We start from the raw sequence: 25,710 nt of genomic DNA on the forward strand, positions 1-25,710 counted from the left end.
ACGCTTAACCCGACTTACGCACGTTTCTGCGGGTCGCTGCCAAACTGGGTAATATTGTTGTAAGCAATCTCACCGATTCCGGTGATATTCAGTTGGATGGCGCTGCCATCAAGCGGGATGCGCACATTGTTGACGATACCGCCCACTTCAACAGGAATGCCTTCTTCGCCCGTATCGGTCACAACGCTAAGGGTGTATTTCCCTTCGCTCAGGCCCAGCTCCTGCGGGTCAATAGTGAAGTCCACCTGCCCGGCGTCCTGTTTCCCCAGCTCAATTTTGTGCTCGGTGCCGGCCGCGTCTTTGACGATGACCGTCGTCACACCGGAAGCGTGATCCAGCGTCAGACGTCCGTTAATCGTCGTTTCGCCGTCAGAGTTGATCGCGTCGGTCTGCACCATCACATGCTGCCCGACCAGGTTGCCGGTGGTGAGCGTTTGCAGGTTGTCCATCAATACGGAACTGTTCGCCATCAGTTGCGACATGGTTTCCATTGACTGAACCTGCGCCAGCTGCGCCAGCTGGCTGACATACTCGGTGCCATCGGTAGGGTTCAGCGGGTCCTGATTCTGGATCTGCGCGACCAGAAGCTGCATGAACAGCGTGTTCATGCCGGCTGCGCTGCTGTTATTGTTGTTACTGGCAATGCTGCTATCCGACGTTCCTGTCTGGCTTCTGGTGGACGTGCCGTCTACATTCATCCTTATACCTCTCCGAGTCTCAGCAGACTTTGCTGCATGCTTTTAACACTGTTCAGAACATCAACATTGGTTTCGAAACCGCGCGACGCCGACATCATGTCCGCCATCTCCTCCACCACGTTGACATCCGGGTAGTAGACATAGCCATCCGTATTTGCCATCGGGTTATGCGGCTCATAACGCTGTACGGCATTGCCGGTTTCGACAACATCCATCACCTGGACGCGCGCGCCGGTTAACGCCCTGCTATTCATTAACTCATCATTCTTATAAACCGCAGCAAACACCGGACGACGGGCTTTATAGACGCCGTCTTCGGTGGCGGAGGCGGTTTCCGCATTAGCGAGGTTACTGGCGATGGTATTCAGACGAACGGTTTGCGCCGTCATCGCCGACCCCGAAACGCGATAAATATCGGTAAAAGCCATATTCCGTTATCACCTGCGTAGGATTACTTACCTTCAATGGCCTTTTTCAGGCCCGTGAATTTCATGTTTAAAAATGCCAGGCTCATCTGATAATCCTGGGTATTCTTCGCAAACTCAGCCTGCTCGACGTTCAGCGCAACGGTGTTGCCATCGGAAGAGGGCTGATAAGGCACGCGGTACATCTCTTGCGGCGCTGACGGATTCGAAAAACTCCACGATGAACGTTGCATCTCAGCGGCAAAATCAATATCTTTAGCCTGGAAATTGGGGGTATCGACGTTTGCCAGATTGGCTGACAGCAACTCTGCTCGGGAAAGTCGAAGCGCTACAGCCTGTGGATGAACGCCCAATGCTTTGTCAAAAGTAATACTCACAACTCACACCCTCGTGATGCTAAACCTGCAATGATCTGCTTTCCTGTATAGCAATATTCATGCCAAGGTTTTAACATCATGATTTTTAATGGCTTTATTGGTTTTATCCCTTCGCGGGTGAAGCGTTGTTTCCGCCCTGGAACGTTATCCTTCCTACTGATGCTTTTTACGGCGCTGCCATCCTTCGCCGCCCCGGAAAAAGTGCAGAGCGCGCGTAAGCAGGTCACTGCCGCCGTTCAACATCACGCAGCGCAAGCCCTTCGCCAGGAGGCCGGGCGCCGCAAGTGGCCCGAGTACCAGGCGAAGATGAACCTGTTTATCCCTTCCGACGTCTCCCGGTACGCTCCCTGCCCTGACGCGCTAACCGTGTCGCTGCCCGGCGGCGAACGCATCGATCTCAACCGCCTGCGTTTTGATGTGCGCTGTGAAGGGCCGCAAGGCTGGGATGTCGCCGTCACCGTCAAACCGGATGTCTATCTTCCGGTGGTGATCGCCAAAAATTCGCTGGAGCGCGGCCAGGTGTTATCCGCCAGCGACGTATCCATCAAAAAGCTCAACATCAGCAGCACGCGCGGCAACTACCTCACCGACCCGGATGAGGCCATTGGGCTGACCGTGAAGCGCCGCATTCGTGAACTACAGCCGATCACCCTGACGCAACTGGAATCTCCGGTGCTGGTTGAACGCGGTCAGCGCGTTCTGATGATCGCCGAACAGGGAGGCGTAGAGGCCCGTACGATGGGGGAAGCCATGAAAAAGGGACGTAAAGGCGAAATGATTAAGGTGAAAAATGAGAGCAGCGAGCGGGTGGTCAGCGCGATTGTCGCGGACGCTGGCGTCGTCAAAATGGTCTACGCCAGCGGAAACTAAAAATATTCATTCGCGGTTTAAGTTTTACCGGCAACAGGCCGCTCTTTAACGGTGAGGGCATCGGAAGTCCTCCTTCCGCAGGGCAGGATTCATCCGCAACCATAACGAAAAGATGAAAAAGAGGCGAAGCGATGAAAGTAGTAGCGAATCAATACAATCTGGCAACCGCAATCAACAAGAGCAGCGCCGCAGAACAGACCCGCACTGTCGCTCAGGAAGGCACGAAAATTGAGCGCAGCGCCGCGATCGATCCGGTACTGGGCGATGCGCAAACACAACTCTCTGCGCTGCCGGAAGTGGATATGGCGCGCGTAGCTGAAATGAAAGACGCTATCAGCAGCGGTAAAATCGCGGTTAACCTCGATTCGCTGACGGATGCGATGCAGAAGTATTTCCAGAGGTAATTATGACTAACGCCGCTCAGAGCGTTAAAACACTGATACAGGACATGGCCGAAGACCGTAAGCATTACCATGTCCTGAATGATTTACTCATACAGCAGCGCGACCACATTATTGCGCGCCGCGCCGCAGAGCTTGACGTGCTGAACGCGCAAATCATGGCGTGCTACCAGCACTTGTCGCAGCACAGTCAGCAACGTTATCGCCTGCTTGAACGGTTAGGCATTAACGCCAACGCGCAGGGCATGCAAACGCTCATTTCCCGCCTGCCTGCCGCCCACCAGCCTTCCGTTTCCGCTCTCTGGCAAAGTCTCCAGCAACAGGTCGCGCAATGTCAGGCCACCAATGAATACAACGCCATGCTGATGAATATGCAGCAGGAGATTCTGACCAATCTGTTGAATATCAGCGAACCCGAAAACTGGCTGTATCAGCAGGGGTAATGCACTGTAATTTATTGATTTGTAGCTTTGTTCCGTTTGCGTTCTATCCGTAATTTTCATCGAGGCCAATATTATGGGGCAATTACGACGCTTCAACCTTCCCCACCTGATTCGTCACTATCGTGTTACTCATGTGATTGAAACAGGTTTTGGTAAAGGTGCATCAAGTGTATATGCCTTACGCTCAGGTGCTGAAGAAGTTTATTCCTGTGAAATCTATAAACCGTTATTTGATGCCGCGCCAAAAATAGACAATCTGCATCTGTACAATGAAGACAGCCTGACATTTTTGTCCCATGAAGAAATTAAACGCACTCTTTTCATCAAGCGCGCCGTTGTTTTTCTGGATGCACACTTCCCCGGCGCGGATTTTAAATTCGAGGACTACCAGAGCAATAAATACAATGAGGAAACGCGCCTTCCTCTGCTCAATGAGTTACGCCAGCTAAAAGAATTTGCGGATAATGCGCTGATTATTATTGACGATAGCCGTATCTATCTTCGCGTCATGCATGAGGCCACCGGCTGCAAAGCGCTCCCTCCTCCCACAGAAGACGCTGAGAACGCGTTTCTGGAAGCGCTTGAGGCCTATAGCGGGACGCATATCATCAAACATTACCCCGATGACCAGGGCTACGTTGTACTTTGGCCTAAAAGCTGGCGAGAATTCGGCGTTAACACCCATATTCTGGCAGGAGACCGGACTGCCGCCCCCGTATTTCGAACGGGGATACCAGGAACAACCTGTATGTCAATTAACAGGAGATTGCTTGATGCGCGTTTCAGTACTCGCTGGCTGTCAGGAAAAGGTCTGGATATTGGCGGCGGCGATGACAGTATTACGTTGTATCAAAGTCTGTTTCCTTTAATCCAATCAATAACCGTATTCGATCTTCAACAAGGTGACGCGCAGTATTTAGCCAGAGTACCGGATAACGAATTTGATTTCGTTTATTCAGGGCATTGCCTGGAGCATGTTATGGACCCCTATGTCGCGCTGCCTCATTGGTTAAGGGTCGTAAAACCCGGCGGTCATCTGGTTTTAACCATTCCAGACGAAGATTTATACGAGCAAGGCGTTTGGCCATCAACCTTCAACGACGATCATAAACATACTTTTACGCCCTTTAAGCATCGGAGCTGGTCACCTGTTTCCGTCAACGTATTATCGTTATTACAAACCCTGCCAGGGAACTTTAGTATTGAGAAAATAGAGAGGCTGAATCATAGCCATTTAAAAGGTATGCCTCGATTCGATCAAACGCGGACGGCGTTTGCTGAATCCGCAATTGAGATAATCATCCAAAAGCTGAAATCATAGCAACAGGGAGAGTAGCCAATGAATCACCCTGTCGTATCGATTATTTTGCCGGTCTACAATGTCAGCGCATACCTTGAGCGCTGCCTTGATTCACTCGTTGCGCAGACCTGGCGGCATCTGGAAATTATCGCGGTTAATGACGGTTCGACAGATAACTCCCGGGATATTCTGGCGCGTTATCAGAGCCGTCTGCCGGGTATGCGTATTGTTGACCAGGAAAACAGAGGACTCGCCGAGGCCCGCAACGCCGCGTTAGCAAGCGCATCAGGTGAATATATTTATTGCCTGGACTCTGACGATCATATCGCTTCGGATGGTATCGAAACCATTGTGTGCGAAATGGAAAAGCATCACCTGGATGTCCTGTTTTTCTCCACCCATCTGGAATTTCACCTGCACCATATCAGCAACAATATGGTTTCCGGGTATTATCAACGGCCGCGTAATCTGATTAATAAAACATTTCATGCCGAAACGTTCTTTAATCACTGCATTACCGAACGCGCCCGAACAGGACACGGTTACTCCGTTGTGGTCTGGGGATATGCCTGGCGGCGAAAAACGTATGCTCATATGCGGTTTAAGACACCGTTTTTTGAGGATGAATACTTCACCACCGAATTGCTGCTCAGCGTGCCCGACGCAAAAGTAAGGTGCCTTGCCGACAGACTGTATTTCCATACCATTCGTAACGGCTCAATCACCACTTCCAGCAGCAAAGCAAAACGCGCGCTGGCTATCCTTGATACCTTCCGACTGCTGCTTCCCCGGGCCGGAAATATCAGCAATCCCCAAACCGTACAATGTTTAAACCGATATACGGGTATGCTATATCAGGATGCGATAATCCGTAATTTGCCCGAAACGCTGCCTTTATTTTCCGCACAGAAGATGATTCACTATCTGGCATCCATTTTTCATGAACTGTATGTAGACACGCCAACAGAGAATGGGCTTGTGTTGCTGCATGCCTTGATTAACCAAATTGCTCGCGACAGCAATATTATTGATGAGAGCGAATTCATCGCGCTATCAGGCAGAATTGAACTGGCGATAAAGAACAAAAGAAGAATATTAGCCGAAGGTTTTTAGTCTTCATACCACGCTATTTAGCAATACGATTGGCTATGCCGCATAGCCAATCGCTTTTACCAGATATTCCTTCAGGAACCGGCACGACAAGAAATAACGTTATTCCTGGAGCGATAAAACAAAACTGACCATTTGGGTATACAGCATCGCCGGTTCATATTGTCGCAGACAACGGAAAGGGGTTTTATGAACGCACCAGTTTGCAAATTCCTGAGTCGTCGGCACATCAAAAGGGCGTTTAAGCACGGTGGTGAAAATGACATCGTTCATCAGCAAACGCGCACATGGCCCATGGCTACAGGCGAGATCAATTCCCATACAACGCCAGCCCGCTTCCCCACGGCGAAACGGCAACCGGTGTTCCGCAGCCACGGTTGAATAGAGGGCTACCACAGGGATATCTGTTGCCGCCGCAAGCATGACCGGCCCTGAATCACAGGAAACCAGCATGTTCGCTCGCTGCATAAGCGCAACCGTTTCCAGCGCTGAAAAGCGGTCAATAGCATTGATAACCCCGGTCGGATACGCTTCCGCCATCGATTTTCCCGCCTCAGAGTTGTTATTGCTCCCAATGAACACAACTTGCCACCCCGTTTGCAGCCACATTTGCGCCAGCTCATGCCAGTTATTTTGCGGCCAGGTCCGGTTTGGGTGTCCAATATTAGGGTGCATTAATAACACCGGCGCGTTTTCTAATTTATGTTGCTGCCAGAACGCGTCAACGGCACTGTGGGCAGATTCTGGAATGACCAAATCGAGGTGTTTATCCGCTGCGGACGCCTCAAGCCCTGCCTGCGCGAGAAAAGCATCGATCATATGTAGCGGTCTGAGCGCATGGGCCCAATGCGTAAAGTCAAAGAGTCGCCCTTGCGCCTGCGCCCGCTGAATGCATTGATGCTGCTCCGCACTAAGAGAGTCCACCGGCCAGACCTCGCTGATATGCGGGCATGCCCGCGCCAGCGCGCTAAAGTGCGGCTGGCTCAACATAATGATGCTCGCGCCTGTTTTATTTTTGATGGCTCTGCACGCTGCCAGGAGATACAGGGTATCTCCCATTGCAGCGTTAAGGTGTAAATAAACAGTATCCATATGATTTATTACAACAGCGACAACCCGCACAGCAGGCTGTAGTCAGAGGTATGCGCCGCATTCGCGGAGAACGGATTCTGCTGCTGCCACCCCTTCAGCGCGTTAATCAGCAGCACGACATCATCCTGCGTCAGCGCTCCCTGTTCGCGGCGGATTGCGCACAGCATTTTGATCTGGAAGAACTGGTTGGCCAGCCCCAGTAGCGCCTCTCCGTAATTGGTGCATTGAATGCCGGGGAATACATCGTTATACAGTTGATAAATCAGCGCATTACGCAGGATGTGCGGCTGTTCATCAAACAGCGGAATGGTTGACCAGAGCGATTCCAGTTGCTGAAGACGATCCGCCAACCGCGCTGGCTGCATCACCGACAGCTCGCTCATTTTCAGCGCCACGCTCATTTTTTCAGTCAGCGGCAGATTCAGATTCAGGCGTACCCGGCCCATCTCTTTTAGCGCGGCAATGCGGTTTTCAGCAATCGGAGGCAACAGCGCAAACTGCTGTGTCAGCACGCCCTGCTCTGCCAGCATCGCCAGTTGCTCTCCCATAGAGGACAGCAGGGCCGGATCGTGCTCGCCGCCGTCCAGATACTGCTGCGCCTTACTCAGCAAAACGCCGATCGCATACAGGCTGCCTTCCAGCGACAGCGCAGGATGTACCGCCAGGTTAATACATTGCTGGTTCAGGGTTTCGCTCCAGGCGGATAACTCATCTTCGCCCTGCGCCTCCCCTTGCGAGGTGTGCAGGATAAAGGCCTCCGGGTTAAGCAGCATCTCTCTGGCCGCCGCTTCACAGGTGATATCCAGACTTTCACGCTGCTGGTTTTTCAGCTTCACGCTAATACGCGGCCAGTTTTGCTGCGCATGCTGGCAAGCCGGGCACTGGCACGGGGTTTCTCGCGCATCAAAGCGTGACACAAATTCAGGTTGGTAATGTTCTATCAGTTCCATGTTTGCTCTCTCCAGGCGTATTCTGGCCTGCGGTTAGCGGTGTTTACGGAAAAACCAGTGCGTACAATCGATGATTTCGCCACTTTTAGGGTCCGGGTGATGTTGCAGGAAGGCAAAGCTCGGGCTGAATCCCAGCCACAAATCCCCCTTATTCATTAATGCCGCCCAGCAGCGATCCAGGCTTGCCGGATAGTCCATCGCCTGGCGATAGGCGTCCAGCAGGGCATCGTAATAACCTGCGTTAACGGCATACGCGCAGCCGCAGCCCGCGTTATAGATCCGCGCTACGCCCTTCAATGACTGGGTGAGCGTAAAGTTTTCATAGCGCCCGCCGAGCAGAAGCACCTGCCAGTTAAGCTGGTTCAGGCCATTCAGCAGCTTGTTGATGTCGTTAACGGCGTTCTCTTTTTTGACGAACTGCACGTCGGCATCCAGCAGCAGCACATTTTTCCAGCCTTCTTTCTGCGCCCGCTCAAGCACCTGGCAGTGCGTTGCCAGTTCCGCCCGTTCCGCCGACGCCTCCGCGTTTTTCGCTACCGGCCAGATCTGTTCGCCGCGCAGGCCAAAATCCAGTAAAGCCTCGCAGCGACGGGCCAGCTCCGCCTCTTTTGCCGGGTCGTAGAGCACCGCCACCTTTTCAAAAGCCTGCCAGTTCACCTGAACATTTAGCGGCGCATGACTCAGTCGACGGTAGTGCGCCAGCAAGTTCGCGTCATCGACAATGTCTTCCAGCGTCAGATCCACCGGCGTGGAGCTGCCCATGATGAAATCTTTGTCATAGGTATTGCTGCTGTGCGAAATACAGAGAATGGCACGCTTCGGATCTATCTGGTGAACCGGCGTGGTAAAGCCTTTCAGGAATCCCGTTTCTTCCGCTTTTGTCGCATCGTCGTCATAACGATTTTTTTTCAACAAATTGCGGTGATACCCAAAAGTGCCGTTCAGAGCATGTCTCGGCCCGAAAGGGTGCGTGATATAGATTTTGTCCAGATGGCTGTACCAGATATAAATCTGATCGCTGCCGGAGAACAACGCGTTGCTGGCCTGCATCTGCGCCACCTGCCAGGAAATTTTATCCGGCGGGTAATAATCGTCATCGTCAAAACACAGGATGTACTCTCCCTGCGCCATCGCATTGAGCATGTTACGTTTTTGCCCCAGTACCAGACGCGCTTCACTGTGAACATAACGCACGTTGGGCTGCGACGGGTCCGTCATCATCTCGATCAGATCGGCATTGCTGACCGGAGAATCATCCAGAATAATCAGTTCGCGTTTGTCGGCCGGATAGTCCTGGTACTGCCAGATATACAGCAGATACGGCAGGAACTCGCGTCGGTTATACGTCGGGCAGACGACGCTAACGAACGGCGTGCTGTGAACGCGTGCCGTCTGCTGACGGTGAATCAGCGTCCCCATCAGAGAACGCGAAGACGTTTTCGGGAAACCCGGTTTGTTTCTTTTCATAGCGCTTATCGTTGACGAATCAGACGTTGTTGACGCAGCCAGCACTGGGCAGAGAGTGAATCGGTCATTTTCTGTTCCCGACGGTTGATTTCAGCCTGCCGGTCAGCGCGTTTAGCGTCGAGAACCAGCTCAATGCTTTTTTCCCGCTTCGCCTCCGCCAGCAGGTTGCCCTGAATTTTTTGCGCTTCCAGGCGCGCCAGCGCCTGCTCCTGTTTTTGCCAGTCGATAATGCGTTGAATGTTATGTTTATATTTCGACTGGTTAATCATCATGGCCGCACTGTTGGCGCTCTGGGACACCAGACCCGCAGCAAGCGACGTCAGCGTATCGATATTTTTCTCAAACCGTTGGCACAGCTGGTTTTGCGATGCCAGCTTCGTGCTTAAGTCTTCTACCGCGCGGGTGCGCAGCAGGTGAAGTTGCTCAAGCGTAGAAATCAGTTTGCTCATCGTGCATTACCCTGCCTGCGCCAGGGCGCACAGATCGCTGATTGTCGGCTCAAGCAGCGCGGCATCCTGGACTTCCTGTTGTAAGAATTGATTGATCGCGGGCGAAAGGCGTACCGCTCTGTCTGCCAGCGGATCGGCGCCTGCAACGTATCCCCCCAGCGGGATCAGCGGTTTAATACTTTGGTATTCGGCATACAGCTGTTTCAGCGTGCGGGCGGCGAGCTGGTGCTCACGCTCCGTCACCTGACTCATACAGCGGCTGATAGACTGGCCGACATCAATCGCCGGATAATGCCCGGCCTCGGCAAGGTGGCGCGAAAGCACGATATGCCCGTCAAGCACCGCGCGGGCGCAGTCCACAATCGGATCTTGCTGATCGTCCCCTTCCGCCAGCACCGTATAGATCGCGGTCATCGATCCCTCGCTTTCGCTGTTTCCGGCGCTTTCAACCAGCCGCGGGATCATCCCAAACGCCGACGGCGGATAGCCTTTGGTCGCAGGCGGTTCGCCAAGCGACAGGGCGATTTCACGCTGCGCCATCGCGTAACGCGTGAGGGAATCCACCAGCAGCAGAACGTCTTTCCCTTTATCGCGGTAATAGCCGGCAATGGTGTGGCATAACTCGGTGGCTTTAATGCGCATCAGCGGCGATTCATCCGCTGGCGCGGCGACAATCACCGACTTCGCCAGCCCTTCAGCCTGCAAAGCATTTTCAATAAACTCTTTGACTTCACGGCCTCGCTCACCGATCAGCCCTACCACCACGACTTCCGCCCGGGTGTAACGCGTGATCATGCCGAGCAGAACGCTTTTACCGACGCCGCTGCCCGCCATCAGCCCGACGCGCTGGCCTTTACCGATAGTCAGCAAGCCGTTGATGGCGCGAACGCCAACGTCCAGCGGCGCATGAACAGGCTGACGCTTAAGCGGATGCACCTGCGGAAGCTGCTGTGCTAACAGCGTATCGCCACCGAGCTTTCCTTTATTATCAAGGGGTTCGCCAAGACCGTTTACCACGCGTCCCAGCCACTGATCGCCGATCATAACCCCTTCAGTTTTGCCTGCGGGAAACACGCGGGCGCCAGCGATCAGGCCAGAGGGATGCTTGAAGGGCATCAGGTAGGTCACGTCACGATCAAAGCCAACCACCTGCGCATCCATCATCTCCTGATCGACGCTTTCAACATGGCACATCTGCCCTACCGCCAGACGACAACCGACGCACTCCAGCAGAATGCCGTTGACCCTGACCAACCGCCCGGCGACGCGCGCCAGATCGATCTGCTCGATAGAGCGCAGCGCCTCTTCAAAATCAAGGCTGCTCATGCGGCGATTCCGGCAGCAAACTGTTTTTCAGTACATCTACGCACTGATCGAGACGGTGCTGACAGCCCACATCCATCTCCGTGGTATCGGTGATAACGCGGCACTCTCCCGGCTCCAGAGAAGGATCGGCAACCAGTCCCCACTCACGCGCTTTCTCCGGTTCGGCCTCGCTGATGCGCATAAATTCTTCGCTGTTTAGCTGAACACGTACCTGCTCCGGCTGATGCGGCAGGCTGGTCAACGCCTCTTCCACCAGCGCCAGCAGTTGCGTCGGGTGCAACGCCAGTTCACAGCGGATCACCTGGCGGGTCACTTTTTCCACCAGTTGCAGCAACTCTTCGCGGCGACGCTGCTCGTAACGCTCCAGGTAGTTCTGCACCTCTGCGGTCAGGCGCTCAAACGGGGCGGCGGCGTCCAGGAACTGTTGACGCGCCTGCTGTTTACCTTCAATCAGCCCTTTGCGCATCCCTTCGTCAAAACCAAGACGAATGCCTTCCTGGTAGCCCTCTTCCCGGCCTTCTTCCATCCCCTGGGCAAACCCCCGGTTCATCCCTTCCTGGAACCCCTCTTTTACCTGTAACTGGTAGTCGGCGGGGTCCAGCGTCGGTGCGGCGTCTTCATCAGCGACAACACCGGCAGGCATCCTGCGATTACGCAGGGGCGGGAAGCGGTATAAGCGCGGCTTAACCACCGCCTGGCGGCTGGCGGTCAGGGCATCCAGCGGTAAACTCCGTTTCTTGAACATGGTTTACTCCACCGTCTGCTCGGCAAACAGTTGCACCTGAATTTCACCTTCTTCAGCCAGCTGGCGCACAACCTGCATGATCTCTTTGCGCACCTGCTCTATACGGCTGATCGGCACTGGCCCCAGGCGGGTCGTGGTGCTTTGCAGCAGCGTGACCTGGCGTTTTGGCATCACGTTAAAGATGGCCTGACGCAGAACCGGCTCCGTCCCTTTCAGGGCTACCGCCCACTCTTCGATCGGGATTTCATCCATCAGACGCTGCAACGTCACCGGCGTCTGACGACTGAGAATGTAGAACTCGTACATCTCGTCTTTCAGATCTTCGACCACTTTCTCGTCGCGCTCGCGCAGTTGATCCAGCAGCTGTTGCTGATTGCTGGGGATACGGTTAACGATGTTGGCGGCATGTTTGAGGCCAATCACTTTTGAACCATGCTCGGAAAGCACCGCGACGCCGCGATCGATCAGTCTGTCCAGTTCGTCGATAACGTCACGGTTGATGTCGTCCAGACGCGCGACGCGATAGATAATTTCATCCTGCCGTTCTTGCGGCAGAACGCTTAACACGCTGGCGGCAATATCCGGTGGCAGGAAGGCGAGAAAAACGGCCTGGAGCTGGAGATGTTCCTGCTCAATCAATGCCGCCAGCTGTGGGATATCGACCCATTGCAGGCGTGCCATACGGTAGCGAATTTCATCGCCGTAGATACCGTTGATCACGCTGCGGGCAATCTCACCGCCCAACGCTTTTTCCAGAATGCTGCGCAGATACGTGCGTGAGGCGCCGTTGATCCCGCTTTGTTCGCGGTAATCAGAGAAAAAATTGTTCATTGCCAGACGCGCCTGATGCACCTTCACATCATGGAGACGCGCCATCGTTTCGCTCAACAACATAACCTCTTCGCGGTTCAGCTTCTGCATCACCTGCGCGGCGGCCTCTTCGCCTACGCTCATCAGCAGGATCGCCGCCTGCTCCAGACGGCTGCGCCCGGCTGAGGCTGAGTGGTTTTTATCATTCCGGCTTACTGTTGCTTCGGTCATTGCTGTTGATCCATTGTTTCAGTACTTCTGCTACGCGCTCGGTTTCGCTCTGGGCCAACAGCTGGAGGAATTCCACTTTGGCTTCCAGGCCGGAGCTTTGCGGCGGCAGCAGATCTTCATTATTGTTGAACGCCGCTTTCGACAGGCTGGCGAACTCGTCATCGTTCATCACCACCCCATTGTCAGGCGCTTCCAGCTCTTTCTTCGTCGCCTCGCCATCAAGGGTGATCGGGTCGCGACGTCCAAAGCGCTGTACCAGCGGGCGAACGCCAAACAGCAATGTCAGCAAGGCCAGCAGCCCAATTCCGCCATTCTGTCCCCAGTACTGCATGGAAGGGTCCTGCCACCATTTCAGGTCTGGCATGACATCGTCTGCCGGGGCCGTGAAGGTCAGAACATCCAGCGTTAAGGCATCGCCGCGCGCTTTTTCGATACCCGCCGCGCTTTCCACCAGGCGCGTCATCGACGTCAGTTGTTCCGGCGTAATTTTCGCCAGCGCAGGAGCGGCCTGGTTCAGCACCACCGCGACACTCAGTTTTTCCAGCTTGTAACCCGGGTGGCGGATATGGCGAATATCACGATCAAACGCGTACTTACGCTGTTCCTGACTGCGGCTGGAAAGCGAGCGCGGATCGGTGTTATTCGCGGCGTTTGCAGCGGGCGGATTGCCCTCCGCCGGGTTGGCGGGAGTCTGCGGCGTCGGGTTGACCGGACGGTTACTCAGCGAGCCGGGAATGCCAAACGCCATTTCATTGGTGGTGTTTTCCTGGCTCAGTTGTTCATCGCTGACGCGCGGATCTTTACCCAGCCGTTCCTGAGTCTCTTCCACACGGCTTAAATCTACGGTCGGCGCGACGCTGATACGGAAGTTGCCCGGCCCCACTAACGACGTCAGCAGGCTGGTGATATTTTTCGTGGTATCCTCGCGAATGCGCTGCATGACGTCATCGCCCATGCGCTTGCTCGTCATGCCGCCATCCGGGCCTTCGATGCCGTCAGACAACAAATTACCGCTCTGATCGACCACCCGCACCGCGCCAGGTTGCATACCCGGTACGCTTCCGGCCACCAGTTGAATGACAGAAGCGACCTGCTGCTCATCCAGTTTTCTGCCATAGTGCAGTTGCACCATGACCGATGCGCTGCTGGTCGGTTTGTTGGTCAATACAAAGGAGCTGGACTCGTTAAGCCCAAGATGGACGCGCGCGTTTTCCACGGGGTCCAGCGCCATAATGCTCTTCGCCAGTTCCCCTTCCAGGCTGCGTTTGTAACGGACATTCTGAATAAACTGGCTGCTGCCGAGCATCTCTTCTTTGTCCATCAACTCGTAGCCATCGGGCGTCGCCGCGCTGATGCCTTTTGCCGCCAGCGCCATTCGCGCCTGCGGCAGTTTGCTTTCGCTCACCAGAATCTGGCCATTGTCCGGGTTAATGCGGTAAGCGATGTTTTCTGCCCCCAGAACGTCCACCACCTGTGACACCGGCAGATGTTCCTGCGAACCATAGAGCGCGACATAACCCTGATTGCGGTTCCACAGCGACAGAATAATCGCGGCCGCCAGCACCACGCCGCCCACAATCGCCATGAGCTGGGGCTTATTCAGACCGGATGGCACCGACACGGAAGGGAGACGACTTTTAATCTTAGTAAGCACGGTTAAAACCTTAGAGCGGAATATTCATTACTTCGTCCAGTGCCGTGGTGAGCTTATTACGCACCTGCATCATGGCCGAAAAAGCCACGCTGGCTTTCTGACTTTCGATCATCGCACCGGCTAAGTCGTCGCTCAGCCCCATATCAATCGCTTTTTGCTTTGCGCCTGCGCTGTGTTGAATCGCATCGACGTTATCGATAGCGTTATTCAGCGCGCCCGCAAAGGAAATCGGTTCACTGACGCCAAACGCGTTGCTGGCGGGAGCAATAGTTAAAGAGGCGTCAACCGAACCGGCTGACGCTAATGAAGCGGTTTGCTGCATTCTGTTCAGCAACGCCTGGTGTGTCGTGTTAATGCCTGCGGCAGTAATCTTATCCATTCATCAATCCTTCCTGGCCTCAGGAATAACATTCAATATCAATACCCTCGTCGCGCATGGAGGCGAGACGATAACGTAGAGCGCGTGGGGTGATGCCTAAAAACTCTGCGGTTTTGGATTTGTTGCCTTTATGGCGTTTAAGCAGATCGATGATGTACTGGTATTCCGCCAGCCGTCCGTGCAGTTTGACATCGCGGATCGACGGGTTGCCCGTCTCCTGCTCGCGATAGGCAGGCATCATTTCGATAACCGCCGCTTCAGGCTGGGAAGCGCGAACGGCCAGGCCAAAGTCGGCGGCGTGAATCTCTTCGCCGTTGCACAAAATCATGCCGCGCTGAATCACATTCTCCAGTTCACGGACATTACCCGGCCAGTCGTATCTGAGCAGGACGGTACGCGCCTCATCGCTCAGACGCAGATCGCCTTTATGAAAAGCGCGGTATTTAGTGATAAAACGCTGGGCCAATGGCAGGATGTCCTGCCTGCGTTCACGCAGCGGCGTAATATGAATAGGCACGACGGAAATACGGTAGAAAAGATCCTGGCGGAAACGGCCTTCGGCAATTTCCTGCTGCAAATCTTTATTTGTAGAAGCGATCAGGCGAATATCCAACGGAATACGCTTATGGCTTCCCAGACGTTCAACTTCCTGCTCTTGCAATACGCGCAGTAATTTTGCCTGCAACGCCAACGGCATATCGCCAATCTCATCAAGCAGCAGCGTGCCGCCATTAGCCTGCTCAAATTTACCGGCGACGCTCGCAACAGCGCCGGTAAACGCGCCTTTCTCGTAACCAAATAAAATGGCTTCCAGCATACTCTCTGGAATAGCTGCACAGTTAACGCCGACATACGGGGCGTCACTGCCGCAGGCATTCTCGTGAATGTATTTGGCGATACACTCTTTCCCTGTTCCCGTTTCGCCCGTAATCAGTACTGATACATTATACTTAGCAACGCGACGCGCTAACGACATTACGCTAACGCTGGCAGGAGAAACGGCGATAAAGCCATTTCTATTACGATCTTCGCATTCAATGATAATACTCATTTAGGTGTACCAACAGAAAAAACAAAATAAGAAATATGCTGTTCAGCCATTATTCAAAGCATCTTTTAAAAACATCACAAACCCAGTTTGTTAATGGGTCTTTATAAGATGTTAATAAAAATAAACAGTTTTTTAACTCATGAATCAGGCAACTTTCATAAAGTAAAGGCAGTATACGTAGCGAATAGGAATTGTCTTGTTTTTAATGGGTATTAAAATATTAATCTATAAAAATCAATAAATTAAAAAAGTTATTAATGAGAAAATTCCTAGAGAAATAATGGATTAATAACCCCTGGATGCTTGCAATAGCAGGGTTAAGATTGTCTAATCTACATCCTGACGTAATGTGTGAGAGTTTTCGACAGCGACGTTTCTTCTGTGTTGTTCAAGAGCGACACATAATTTTTAAAACTCAAATACCTCCAGGAAATTTTACGGTTCACGCTACACAACAACCAAAAAGTGGCGTTATTTTTCATCTAAACTTTTGGTAACCCGGAATAATCATGAACCCTGCATCACAGCGAGTCAGAATTCATCAGAGAAAGGATTTACCTTCTCTGGTAAAGCTCGACACCAGTAAACTCGGTCGGCCGTGGCACAAGTTACCCAAGTTGATGAATGACAGTTTTGACATACTTGATGCACGCCTGAGCATTTATTTTCTGAAGAAACTCCGTGTTAATGCCGCGTTGAAGTCGATGACCTTCGCAATCGACCAGCAATATAAGAATGCGCAGGTTTTTTCGACGCCTTACGGAAATGTCGCCTTTGTTATTGATCGCATCTTATTGCTGAACATCCTTCATGATTATTACGGTTTAAGTAAAGACAGCAGCCATGTTGCGCCAGATGAATCGTTGCGCGTGACAAAAACAGAAGAACGCCTGAGAAGTAAACTGGGTCAGGAACTCACGCAACTGGTGATTTGCAAAGAAACCTTTGGCGAAAATCTCGATATTAAGGTCGATTATTCAACGGTCATTAGCCACTGGTCCTGGTGCATTACCTTTACCCTCGAAGGGTACGATCACGGCTCTTTTACCATTCTGCTCGATCACCACCATGTTGATCAGATGCTGGCGATACTCCGTTCGCCAGATGCGACCGATAGCCGCGCCGTGAAAAGCGTGCCGCTGAGCCCTGCGCAGATAGAACGGTTGTTCGACAGTCTGCCGTTAAAACTGAGCGGGCGTCTGGCCAGCCTGAACCTGACCGTCGCCCAGATTTCCGATATTAAACCCGGGGATATCATCCCCATCGCCATTAACGAACCTTTACCGGTATTTATCGGCAAAGAACAGATTTTTGAGGCTGCTATCGTTGAAGATCGTAGCAAGCTGTTTTTGTGCGATATCTATGATAAGACAACCGAGAAGCAATATGAGTGATTTGCAACACGAGCTAAGCCAGTCTCTTGACCTGGATGACCTGAACCTTAGCGATATGACGCAGGAAGACACCGTCGAAGGGAATATCCGCCTGGATTTGCAGCCTGAAACGCGCAACACCGCGATGACGGATATCCGTAAAATGGCGCTGTTTAGCCGCATTCCCGTGACGCTGACGCTGGAAGTCGCTTCCGTAAATATCTCGCTTGCTGAATTAATGTCAGTCAACAGCGATTCGGTGGTCGAACTGGACAAGATGGCGGGCGAGCCGCTGGACATTAAAGTGAACGGCATTCTGTTTGGTAAAGCAGAAGTGGTGGTGCTCAACGATAAATACGGCCTGCGAATCATTGAATTCAACGCCAAAGAACTCGGTGAGCTCACGCGATGAACCGCTTGTTTAACAGAAGCGGCATCGCTCTGCTGCTCCTGGGTCTGCTTGTCGCACAACCGGCACTGGCTGCAAATGGCGACATTACCCTCTTTAGCACCGCCGCCAACGGCGCAGGTCAGGATTACAACGTTAAAATTGAGATCCTGATCCTGATGACCCTGCTCGGCTTATTGCCGATCATGGTGCTGATGATGACCTGTTTCACCCGCTTCATTATCGTTCTGGCGATTCTGCGCCAGGCGCTCGGGCTGCAACAAAGTCCACCCAATAAAATTCTTACCGGGATTGCGCTGGCGCTGACATTGCTGGTGATGCGCCCGGTCTGGACCACGATTTATACTGACGCCATTGACCCTTTTCAAAAAGATGAAATCACGCTGAAACAGGCGCTGGCGAAGGCGGAAGTGCCGCTGAAGAACTACATGCTGGCCCAGACGAACAATAAAGCGATGGCGCAAATGATGAGCATCGCCGGGATCGAGGGCGATGCGCGCGAGCAGGATCTCACGATCGTGACTCCGGCCTATCTGCTGAGCGAACTGAAAACCGCCTTCCAGATCGGCTTTATGATCTATATCCCCTTCCTGGTGATCGACCTGATTGTCGCCAGTATCCTGATGGCGATGGGGATGATGATGCTCTCGCCGCTGATCGTCTCGCTGCCCTTTAAGCTGATGCTGTTCGTCCTGTGCGATGGCTGGACATTGATCGTCGGTACGCTGGCCTCCAGCGTTCAGGGTCTTTAGCGATGATGAACATGGACACGGCAGGCGACATCATGGCGACCGGCATCCATCTGGTGCTGCTGATTTCCGCCGTCGCCATTATTCCCAGCCTGATTGTCGGGCTGTGCGTCAGTATTTTTCAGGCCACCACGCAAATTAACGAACAGACGCTGAGCTTTCTGCCGCGACTGGTCGTCACCCTGGGCGTGCTGATCTTCGCCGGTAAGTGGATGCTGACGCAACTGGTGGATTTTACGATCCAGATCTTTCACCAGGCGGCGGCGCTGGTCGGTTAAGCGGCGATGGGAATCGATATACAGGCGCTGTTCACGCCGCTGATGGCTCTGGTGCTGCCCTTTTTCCGCATCCTGGCGTTTTTGCAGTTCGCGCCCGTGCTGGACAACCGGGCTTTTTCCCGTCGCATTAAGATTGCCGCAGCGCTGGCGCTGTCGATCATTATCACCCCTATGCTGCCCAATAATGTTGTGCTCAGCGAACTGCTTTCGATGCGCACCGTCTTGCTGATCGGCGAGCAGCTCCTGTGGGGATTCCTGTTCGGCATGGCGCTCCAGCTCGTCTTTGTCACGCTGCAAACCGCCGGGCATATTCTGTCGATGAACATGGGGCTGGGGATGGCGATGATGAACGACCCGGTCAACGGCAGCTCCACTACGGTGATTTCGCAGATCATTTATGTTTTCTGCGCACTGCTCTTTTTCATCATGGATGGACACCTGCTGCTGGTCACGATTCTGTTCAAAGGCTTTAGCTACTGGCCTATTGGTCAGGCGATTAACCAGCCAACGCTGACGCTGATTGTTCAGGGACTGGGCTGGATTATGGCATCCGCGACGCTTATCGCGCTGCCAACGACGTTCGTCATGCTGATTGTGCAGGGCGGATTTGGCCTGTTAAACCGCGTTTCACCGACGCTGAACCTTTTCTCGCTGGGTTTTCCGATCAGTATGCTGTTTGGGTTGCTCTGTATCTCGATGATGGTGACCAACATTCCTGATCACTATCTCAATCTCACCAATGAAATACTGGCGAAGCTCGACGCCATAAGGGTGCCGTAATGTCCTCCAGCGGCGACAAAAGCGAAAAACCCACCCCCGGAAAACTGCGCAAAGCGCGTGAAAAAGGCGACCTCCCGCGCTCAAAAGATCTGACGATGGCGGCGGGACTGCTGGCGTCGTTTTTCACCCTCGCCGCATTTCTGCCCTATTACCAGCAGTTAATCCGTGAATCGTTTGCCGCTGTCGGTGAAATGGCGGGCAGGCTCGACGATCCCACGGCGCTGAATCAGTTTATGCTGCTGAACGTCTGGGTTGTACTGCGCTTTATCGCAACGCTGATTCCGATTCCGCTGTGCTGCATAGTGGCAAGCCTGGTGCCTGGCGGCTGGATTTTTACCCCCACAAAACTGAAGCCGGATTTTAAAAAGCTCAGCCCCATCAGCGGCATCAAGCGGATGTTTTCCGCCAGCCACTACACGGAAGTCGGCAAAATGCTGCTCAAGTGCGGCATTATTCTTACCGTGTTGTACATGATGGTGCATGACTCCATGCACGCTCTGCTGCACCTGCAACAGCTTTATCTTCGTCAGGCGATCGGACAAGGGTTTGCCATTTTTCGTCACGTCTTCAGCTACTTCATCGCCGTTATCGTCATTTTCGCCCTGCTGGATGTACCGCTCAGTAAGTTCATGTTCACCAAAAAAATGCGCATGACCAAACAGGAAGTGAAAGAAGAGTATAAAAACAACGACGGTAATCCACAGATTAAAGGACGCATCCGCCAGCTTCAGCGTCAGATGGCGATGGGGCAAATCGCGCGAACCGTACCAACGGCAGACGTTATCATCACCAACCCGACGCATTACGCCGTTGCGCTGAAATATGATCCACAGCGTGCCGAAGCCCCTTACATCGTTGCTAAAGGAATCGACGATGTTGCGCTCTGGATCCGTGAAGTGGGCGCTAATCACAATATCGAGGTGGTGGAATTTCCGCCGCTGGCGCGGGCAGTTTATTACACCACCCGCGTTAACCAACAGATTCCCACGCAGCTTTTCCGCGCTATTGCCCACGTACTGACCTACGTCATGCAATTAAAATCCTGGCGCGAAGGCAACGTAGAACAAAAGCCCCGCCTGAACAGGCAAATCAACATTCCTCAAGAGGTACTGAAAGCCAATGGCGAACAGTAAATTGCGCAACGCGCTGAGCGTGCTCCGTCAGGGGCAAGTCGGTGTGCCTATTCTGCTTCTCTGCGTGCTGGCAATGGTTATTCTGCCGTTGTCGCCGCTGATGCTGGATATTCTGTTTACCTTTAATATCGTCCTGGCGGTCATCGTGCTGCTGGTATCGGTGAATATGCAGCGTCCGCTGGACTTTGCGATTTTCCCGACGCTGTTGCTGATCACGACGTTAATGCGTCTGACGCTGAACGTCGCCTCTACCCGCGTGGTGTTGCTGCACGGTCATGAAGGCGAAGGCGCGGCGGGTAAGGTCATTGAAGCCTTTGGTCAGGTGGTCATCGGCGGCGATTTCGTCGTCGGTTTCGTGGTGTTTATCATCCTGATGATCATCAACTTCGTGGTGGTCACCAAAGGGGCGGAACGTATTTCCGAGGTTTCCGCGCGCTTTACCCTGGATGCGTTGCCGGGCAAACAGATGGCTATCGACGCCGATCTGAACGCGGGTCTGATTAACCAGCAGCAGGCCCGAAACCGCCGACAGGAAGTATCGAAAGAAGCAGACTTCTACGGTGCGATGGACGGCGCGTCGAAGTTTGTTCGCGGTGACGCCATCGCCGGGATCATGGTGCTGATCATCAACGTGATCGGCGGTATCTGTATCGGTATTTTTAAATACGATCTCGATGCCAGCCACGCGTTCCGCCAGTACGTACTGCTGACCATTGGTGACGGTCTGGTCGCCCAGATCCCGTCGCTGCTGCTGGCGACTGCCGCAGCGATTATCGTGACCCGCGTCAGCGAAGGCAATGACGTCAGCGATGAGATTAAAATCCAGCTTCTCTCTCGCCCGAAGGTGCTCTATACCGCCGCTTTCGTGATGTTTATTCTCGCGATTGTGCCGGGAATGCCGCACATCGCCTTCCTGAGCTTCACCGCCCTGCTGCTGTTTGCCGCCTGGCGGCAGAGCAAAGCGGTGCAGCCCGCCCAGGAAGAGACGGATATGGAGGCCATCACCGAAGCCATCGCGCCGGATGCGACGCCAGGCGTTTCCTGGGAAAGCATTCCATTGGTGGAGCCCATTGGCCTGAATCTCGGCTATAAACTGGTCACGCTGGTGGATGAGTCGAAGGGCAGTCCGTTGTCACAACGTATACGCGGCGTTCGCCAGGTCATTTCCGAGCACTGCGGCGTACTGCTGCCGGAGATCCGCATCCGGGAAAACTTCCGCCTGAAACCGGCGCAATACGCGATTCATATCAACGGCATTCGTACCGCGCTCGGCGAAGTCCAGGCTGAAAAACTGATGGCGATTCCCGGCACTGAATTGTACGGGGAGATCAACGGCATACTGGATACCGACCCCGCTTACGGCATGGCGATTGTCTGGATCGACCCGGAACAAAAGGCGAAAGCGCTGAATCTTGGTTATCAGGTGGTTGACTGCGCGAGCGTGGTGGCGACGCACGTCAACAAGGTCGCCCGCGAACATCTGCCAGATCTGTTTAACTATGACGATATTACCCACCTGCATGCGCGCCTGGCGCTCCAGGCGCCAAAGCTGGCGGAGGATTTAAATGCCGCGTTTAACTACAGTCTGCTGCTGCGCATTTATCGCCAGTTATTGCTGGAGCAGATTTCACTGAAGGATATCGTCACCATCGCGTCCACATTGCTGGAAAGCGTCACCGTGACGAAAGATCCCGTGCTGCTGACCTCCGACGTGCGCTATGCTCTGCGCCGCGCCATCGTTCACACCATTAACGGCGATCGTCAACAACTCGCGGCCTACACCATCGACAGCCAGCTGGAGAATATGCTGCTGGGCGCGCTCAACCAGGCGCAGCAGGCCGGAAAAGTGGCGCTGGATAGCTTCCCTGTCGATCCGAACATTCTGACTCAGTTGCAGACGACAATGCCGATGATTTACGAGCAGATGAAGGCGAAAGGGCTGCCGCCGCTGCTGCTGGTAACGCCGCAGCTACGTCCGGTGATCTCCCGCTATGGCCGACTGTTCGCCAGCGGGCTGCATATTCTTTCTTATAATGAAGTACCGGATGACGCGGATCTGAACGTCGTAGGGACGCTGGCATAACCGGCAGGAGATCGACAAAGGAGATCGCGATGACGATCTCCTTTCCCATAACGACAGGTTTTATTGATCCAGGTAACGCAGTTTCCAGCCAGCGAGCGTACGCGGCATTTTCTTGATATCGTTACCTCTGGTGCTGAAGTAGTACAACTGCATTTTTCCGGCGCTGTCGCGTTCTACCCTCGCCGCCCAGATATTGCTTTGCGTGTACATAATAATGGCCGTATGGTTGTTCGCCGCGCCACGCACCCACATAGAGACGACCGTTGCGCCGATGTTATCTATATCATCCTGATAAATGTAAACGTTGGCGGTATCCACAAACTTCTGGTAATCATCCCCCACCAGCGCGCGGAAGCGCTCATCCATTTTGGGGTCGGAGAAAATTCCCAGCGAGTACAGCGTCGCCTTCGGGCGAGGATCGTGATCCGAGCGCAGATAACGCCCATCAATAAATGCCCCCGTCGGCATCGAAATCCGGCATCCCCAGTCCGCGTTGCTGTAGACCTGAAGCGCGCCGCTTTTACGGGGGATAAACAGCAGTTTGCAATTACTGGTATCGGCAATACGTTCGACCAGCGCCATGCCGTACAGTTTTCGGGCTTCAGCCGTAAACTCATCTTTATTCAATCCCGACCAGACGCGAATATCCGTCGTGACTGACCATTCCGCGCTCCGGCTGAACTGGATCATTCCGCCACTTAAATTGGACACACTGGTGTTCCACCACAGCCCTTCCCAGTCAAAATCCGGGGCAACGTCTGAAATAGAACTGATGCCCTGATAGTAGGCGCGCTCAATGCAGCTGTCGGAGGTACACGCCTGTAGCGACTTTTCCCATTCCTGGTACTTCTTGTGAACCTGTTGAGAAGGGTTTCTGACCAACATCGTGTGATAGATAACCGTCATCGTGCTGTCCAGCCAATGAAGATTGTCGTTGTTACAAATGGTGTTTTCTAAAGGCATAGAAGCACGCTGACAGTTAACCGCATAAGCGCTGGCAGCGGAGAATGACACAAGGAGTATCAGACAGTTAATCAGGCGACCAATCATTATGAATAATCTTTAACCAATACAGGGGCTTATTTTGGCTAAATTATGTTTTATTTGCAATAAGTCACAAGATTTTATTCACATTATGAATAATCACCTCCCTGATTTAAGTTGTTGCCGGTAAATGTCGCTTGATAACAATATGTGTTCCTCATGGATTGTTAGGTTATGAAGATAGACAGTAGTAATTACATGCTTTCGACACTCTCCTCAGGTTCGTCACAAAACGATGCCAGTCGCAAACCTCTCGGCATCACGCGTAACAGCGGGCAGGCCAGTCCACAAAGCGGCTACTGGCAATTGTCCAGCACCGCGGTATCGGCTGTAGTGAACCTAAAAAAAGGGGAAATGATGCCTTATTATCAGGGCTCGCCCGTGCAATGGCAGTTAATTCAGTATGATTTAGGTAAAGAGACGCCAGTCTGAATCATCGCTATACAGCATAATTATTATGAGCGGTAATCTGTCACGCACTTGAGATAGCTTATCGTTCATATCACGCCCCCTCCCCCGCGCAGAGTCCTTCAGGATATAATTCCTATAATCAGTATGTTACGTGACAACCTGATAACCTCTGATAAAGCGGATAAAATTCGCGAATGAAAGTGGCCGGGAGAAGAAATAGCCCTGGAAGAAATCAACATTTTTAGATCGAAGATAATCAACCTGGTACTTATGCTCCACCCCTTCCGCAGTCGTTTGAATACGCATTCTTTGTGCCATCTCGACCACACAATCAACAAGCGGCGTATTTTTCCCTTCCGAAATCAGATTAATAAACATGCGACCTATTTTAATATTCTCTGGCCGCAGGTCAGTGATATAAGACAGGTTAGAAAATCCCGTGCCAAAGTCATCCAGCGACAGCCCGACATTATGAATCTTCATATAATCAATTTTATTGGAGATATCATCATTCACTTCGATCTCTCCACGCTCGGTGATTTCAAAAACAAGTTGCAGGTTCTGTTCGCGAAACACGCCTGAATACGTCCCGATGAATGAATAAAAAGAGTCCTTCACCAGATGAGCATGGCTGATGTTCAGGTTAAATTTAAAACCCGGTTTAAATACCGTGACCGAGCGTTGAATATCGATGACCACCAGATCCAGTAATCCTTTCGTCAGGTCGGCAATCAACCCGGCACGTTCTGCCACCGGGATAAAGATATCGGGAGAAACAGAACCCGCTTCACAATGTTGCCAGCGGGCCAGAACTTCCGCGCCAATCACGCGGTTTGTTTTGGCGCATACAATCGGCTGGTAGTAAGGCTGGATTTCATTTCTTCTGATGGCCACCGCAAGGTGATGAGGTAATGATGCCCGATGCGATAACAGTAACCAGAGCAATATGGATGATACGAGCGCACTGGCGATAATCATCGCAATATAGCGCCATGAGTGGGCGATCACGACCAGCGCATCCCCCAGTTCGGTTTTTCGCCAGGCAATCGTATAAAGTTTGTTATTACTTTCCGCTTTTATATAGTGTGAAAAATGCGACTCCTGCAAACTCCCCGGTTTAACGCCAGAGGCGGTTAAAATTTTATCGTTCATGCGTAAAACAATACGATCGCTGAACGCCATATTTTTGATGCGCTCAACAATAATGCGCACATCAGAAGCCGCAAATATTCTTCCCGCCGGATAAGAAACATAAAGCATCATGATGAAATCATGCGGAGAGGTGATCACCCGATCAACCCTTATGCCCTGCTGTAAAGAGAGAGCAGGACTCAGGGTGTACCCTTTGTTGTAGAGTAGCGAGGAACAATAAATCGTATTGCCCTGCGTAAAGTTAAGCGACTGAAGATGCGGGTAGCGTGTGGGGATAATATTGAGCTTTTTTTCCAGTGTCGTATTACAGGGCTGACCCAGTAACGGTTGCGCCTGCGCAATCGCCAGTCGGGCATCGCCTAATACTTTATCGACGACAAAAGCCAGACTTTTGACCTCAGATTGCAGCAGCGCCTGCTTACTTTGCTGTACGCTCGTTAACTCCAGCCACAGCACGCTGGCAAATACCAGAAAAAACAGAAAGACAGAAGCTGTAAGGATTCTTTTATCTGATTTTGTT

28 protein-coding genes are annotated in these 25,710 nt (G+C 52.8%); 13 read left to right on the top strand and 15 right to left on the bottom strand.

All coding sequences use genetic code 11. From position 1 onward, the window contains the following. Positions 1 to 14: 14 nt before the first annotated feature. Genes flgD through flgB form a run of 3 tightly spaced genes read right to left on the bottom strand, consistent with a single transcriptional unit; the run spans position 15 to position 1,500 of the window. Positions 15 to 698, bottom strand: coding sequence for a flagellar hook assembly protein FlgD (gene flgD, locus OGW17_RS16640; RefSeq protein WP_071259978.1), 684 nt, complete (start codon positions 696 to 698; stop codon positions 15 to 17). A 2-nt stretch (positions 699 to 700) separates the two neighbouring features. Beyond that, entirely contained in the window at positions 701 to 1,126 is a 426-nt protein-coding gene (gene flgC, locus OGW17_RS16645) for a flagellar basal body rod protein FlgC (RefSeq protein WP_012133700.1), read from the bottom strand. A gap of 23 nt (positions 1,127 to 1,149) precedes the next feature. Further along, positions 1,150 to 1,500 carry a flagellar basal body rod protein FlgB gene (flgB, locus tag OGW17_RS16650; protein WP_012133701.1) on the bottom strand — a complete coding sequence of 117 codons (351 nt, stop codon included), beginning with the start codon at positions 1,498 to 1,500 and terminating at the stop codon, positions 1,150 to 1,152. Positions 1,501 to 1,578: 78 nt separating this feature from the next. Between flgB and flgA the strand changes: the two genes are divergently transcribed. The 5 genes from flgA to OGW17_RS16675 all read left to right on the top strand — a co-directional run bounded on the left by flgA (position 1,579) and on the right by OGW17_RS16675 (position 5,627). Beyond that, positions 1,579 to 2,370, top strand: a complete 792-nt coding sequence (flgA, locus tag OGW17_RS16655) for a flagellar basal body P-ring formation chaperone FlgA (protein ID WP_081353224.1) — start codon at positions 1,579 to 1,581, stop codon at positions 2,368 to 2,370. Between the two features lie 131 nt (positions 2,371 to 2,501). Beyond that, the gene (flgM, locus tag OGW17_RS16660) at positions 2,502 to 2,774 is read left to right on the top strand and encodes a flagellar biosynthesis anti-sigma factor FlgM (protein WP_012133704.1); all 273 of its coding nucleotides are present in this window, start codon (positions 2,502 to 2,504) and stop codon (positions 2,772 to 2,774) included. A 2-nt stretch (positions 2,775 to 2,776) separates the two neighbouring features. Continuing rightward, a complete protein-coding gene (locus OGW17_RS16665; RefSeq protein ID WP_071259981.1) occupies positions 2,777 to 3,214 on the top strand; it encodes a flagella synthesis protein FlgN in 438 nt (145 codons plus the stop codon). A 73-nt stretch (positions 3,215 to 3,287) separates the two neighbouring features. Beyond that, positions 3,288 to 4,535 (top strand): class I SAM-dependent methyltransferase, encoded by a 1,248-nt coding sequence (locus OGW17_RS16670; RefSeq protein ID WP_175479752.1) that lies wholly within the window; start codon positions 3,288 to 3,290, stop codon positions 4,533 to 4,535. 18 nt (positions 4,536 to 4,553) lie between these two features. Next, positions 4,554 to 5,627, top strand: coding sequence for a glycosyltransferase family 2 protein (locus OGW17_RS16675; protein WP_071259984.1), 1,074 nt, complete (start codon positions 4,554 to 4,556; stop codon positions 5,625 to 5,627). Positions 5,628 to 5,726: 99 nt separating this feature from the next. Here the strand turns inward: OGW17_RS16675 and OGW17_RS16680 are convergent, their stop codons facing one another. From OGW17_RS16680 to OGW17_RS16725, 10 genes are all read right to left on the bottom strand, one after another. Continuing rightward, on the bottom strand, positions 5,727 to 6,614 hold the full coding sequence (locus OGW17_RS16680; protein ID WP_175479753.1) for a glycosyltransferase family 9 protein: 888 nt from the start codon (positions 6,612 to 6,614) through the stop codon (positions 5,727 to 5,729). Between the two features lie 110 nt (positions 6,615 to 6,724). Continuing rightward, a complete protein-coding gene (locus OGW17_RS16685) occupies positions 6,725 to 7,666 on the bottom strand; it encodes a hypothetical protein (protein WP_071259990.1) in 942 nt (313 codons plus the stop codon). Between the two features lie 33 nt (positions 7,667 to 7,699). Next, positions 7,700 to 9,133, bottom strand: a complete 1,434-nt coding sequence (locus OGW17_RS16690) for a glycosyltransferase family 2 protein (protein WP_058668665.1) — start codon at positions 9,131 to 9,133, stop codon at positions 7,700 to 7,702. A 5-nt stretch (positions 9,134 to 9,138) separates the two neighbouring features. Then, positions 9,139 to 9,582: a flagellar export protein FliJ gene (gene fliJ / locus OGW17_RS16695; RefSeq protein WP_071259993.1), complete on the bottom strand. Its 444-nt coding sequence runs from the start codon at positions 9,580 to 9,582 to the stop codon at positions 9,139 to 9,141. A gap of 6 nt (positions 9,583 to 9,588) precedes the next feature. Next, the gene (fliI, locus tag OGW17_RS16700; RefSeq protein WP_058668664.1) at positions 9,589 to 10,908 is read right to left on the bottom strand and encodes a flagellar protein export ATPase FliI; all 1,320 of its coding nucleotides are present in this window, start codon (positions 10,906 to 10,908) and stop codon (positions 9,589 to 9,591) included. Continuing rightward, complete coding sequence (gene fliH, locus OGW17_RS16705) at positions 10,895 to 11,653, bottom strand: flagellar assembly protein FliH (protein ID WP_049009546.1); 759 nt, start codon at positions 11,651 to 11,653, stop codon at positions 10,895 to 10,897. Before fliH ends, fliI begins: the two co-directional genes overlap by 14 nt. A gap of 3 nt (positions 11,654 to 11,656) precedes the next feature. Next, positions 11,657 to 12,694 carry a flagellar motor switch protein FliG gene (locus tag OGW17_RS16710; RefSeq protein ID WP_012133715.1) on the bottom strand — a complete coding sequence of 346 codons (1,038 nt, stop codon included), beginning with the start codon at positions 12,692 to 12,694 and terminating at the stop codon, positions 11,657 to 11,659. Beyond that, positions 12,666 to 14,348: a flagellar basal-body MS-ring/collar protein FliF gene (gene fliF, locus OGW17_RS16715; RefSeq protein WP_071259996.1), complete on the bottom strand. Its 1,683-nt coding sequence runs from the start codon at positions 14,346 to 14,348 to the stop codon at positions 12,666 to 12,668. Before fliF ends, OGW17_RS16710 begins: the two co-directional genes overlap by 29 nt. Positions 14,349 to 14,358: 10 nt before the next feature. Then, positions 14,359 to 14,727 (bottom strand): flagellar hook-basal body complex protein FliE, encoded by a 369-nt coding sequence (gene fliE / locus OGW17_RS16720; protein ID WP_047458644.1) that lies wholly within the window; start codon positions 14,725 to 14,727, stop codon positions 14,359 to 14,361. 19 nt (positions 14,728 to 14,746) lie between these two features. Continuing rightward, positions 14,747 to 15,778: a sigma-54 interaction domain-containing protein gene (locus tag OGW17_RS16725; protein WP_049009539.1), complete on the bottom strand. Its 1,032-nt coding sequence runs from the start codon at positions 15,776 to 15,778 to the stop codon at positions 14,747 to 14,749. A 509-nt stretch (positions 15,779 to 16,287) separates the two neighbouring features. Here OGW17_RS16725 and OGW17_RS16730 point away from each other — a divergent pair. Genes OGW17_RS16730 through OGW17_RS16760 form a run of 7 tightly spaced genes read left to right on the top strand, consistent with a single transcriptional unit; the run spans position 16,288 to position 22,583 of the window. Further along, entirely contained in the window at positions 16,288 to 17,172 is an 885-nt protein-coding gene (locus OGW17_RS16730) for a FliM/FliN family flagellar motor switch protein (protein ID WP_071259999.1), read from the top strand. Continuing rightward, complete coding sequence (gene fliN, locus OGW17_RS16735; protein ID WP_012133720.1) at positions 17,165 to 17,563, top strand: flagellar motor switch protein FliN; 399 nt, start codon at positions 17,165 to 17,167, stop codon at positions 17,561 to 17,563. The genes OGW17_RS16730 and fliN overlap by 8 nt, the downstream gene beginning before the upstream one ends. Next, entirely contained in the window at positions 17,560 to 18,312 is a 753-nt protein-coding gene (gene fliP / locus OGW17_RS16740; protein WP_047458650.1) for a flagellar type III secretion system pore protein FliP, read from the top strand. The genes fliN and fliP overlap by 4 nt, the downstream gene beginning before the upstream one ends. A 2-nt stretch (positions 18,313 to 18,314) precedes the next feature. Then, positions 18,315 to 18,587, top strand: a complete 273-nt coding sequence (gene fliQ / locus OGW17_RS16745) for a flagellar biosynthesis protein FliQ (protein ID WP_012133722.1) — start codon at positions 18,315 to 18,317, stop codon at positions 18,585 to 18,587. 6 nt (positions 18,588 to 18,593) lie between these two features. Further along, entirely contained in the window at positions 18,594 to 19,367 is a 774-nt protein-coding gene (gene fliR / locus OGW17_RS16750) for a flagellar biosynthetic protein FliR (protein WP_049009537.1), read from the top strand. Next, entirely contained in the window at positions 19,367 to 20,500 is a 1,134-nt protein-coding gene (gene flhB, locus OGW17_RS16755) for a flagellar biosynthesis protein FlhB (RefSeq protein ID WP_012133724.1), read from the top strand. The genes fliR and flhB overlap by 1 nt, the downstream gene beginning before the upstream one ends. Continuing rightward, complete coding sequence (locus OGW17_RS16760; protein ID WP_012133725.1) at positions 20,487 to 22,583, top strand: flagellar biosynthesis protein FlhA; 2,097 nt, start codon at positions 20,487 to 20,489, stop codon at positions 22,581 to 22,583. The genes flhB and OGW17_RS16760 overlap by 14 nt, the downstream gene beginning before the upstream one ends. A 60-nt stretch (positions 22,584 to 22,643) precedes the next feature. Here the strand turns inward: OGW17_RS16760 and OGW17_RS16765 are convergent, their stop codons facing one another. Continuing rightward, positions 22,644 to 23,633: a lysozyme inhibitor LprI family protein gene (locus tag OGW17_RS16765; protein WP_012133726.1), complete on the bottom strand. Its 990-nt coding sequence runs from the start codon at positions 23,631 to 23,633 to the stop codon at positions 22,644 to 22,646. Between the two features lie 168 nt (positions 23,634 to 23,801). Here OGW17_RS16765 and OGW17_RS16770 point away from each other — a divergent pair, with 168 nt between their 5' ends. Further along, the gene (locus tag OGW17_RS16770) at positions 23,802 to 24,059 is read left to right on the top strand and encodes a hypothetical protein (protein ID WP_024130634.1); all 258 of its coding nucleotides are present in this window, start codon (positions 23,802 to 23,804) and stop codon (positions 24,057 to 24,059) included. Positions 24,060 to 24,185: 126 nt separating this feature from the next. Here OGW17_RS16770 and OGW17_RS16775 read toward each other — a convergent pair whose 3' ends face one another. After that, on the bottom strand, positions 24,186 to 25,646 hold the full coding sequence (locus OGW17_RS16775) for an EAL domain-containing protein (protein WP_175479754.1): 1,461 nt from the start codon (positions 25,644 to 25,646) through the stop codon (positions 24,186 to 24,188). Positions 25,647 to 25,710: the final 64 nt, after the last annotated feature.

The organism is Citrobacter sp. CK181 (assembly GCF_030333595.1).
GTDB classification, from domain to species: domain Bacteria; phylum Pseudomonadota; class Gammaproteobacteria; order Enterobacterales; family Enterobacteriaceae; genus Citrobacter_B; species Citrobacter_B koseri.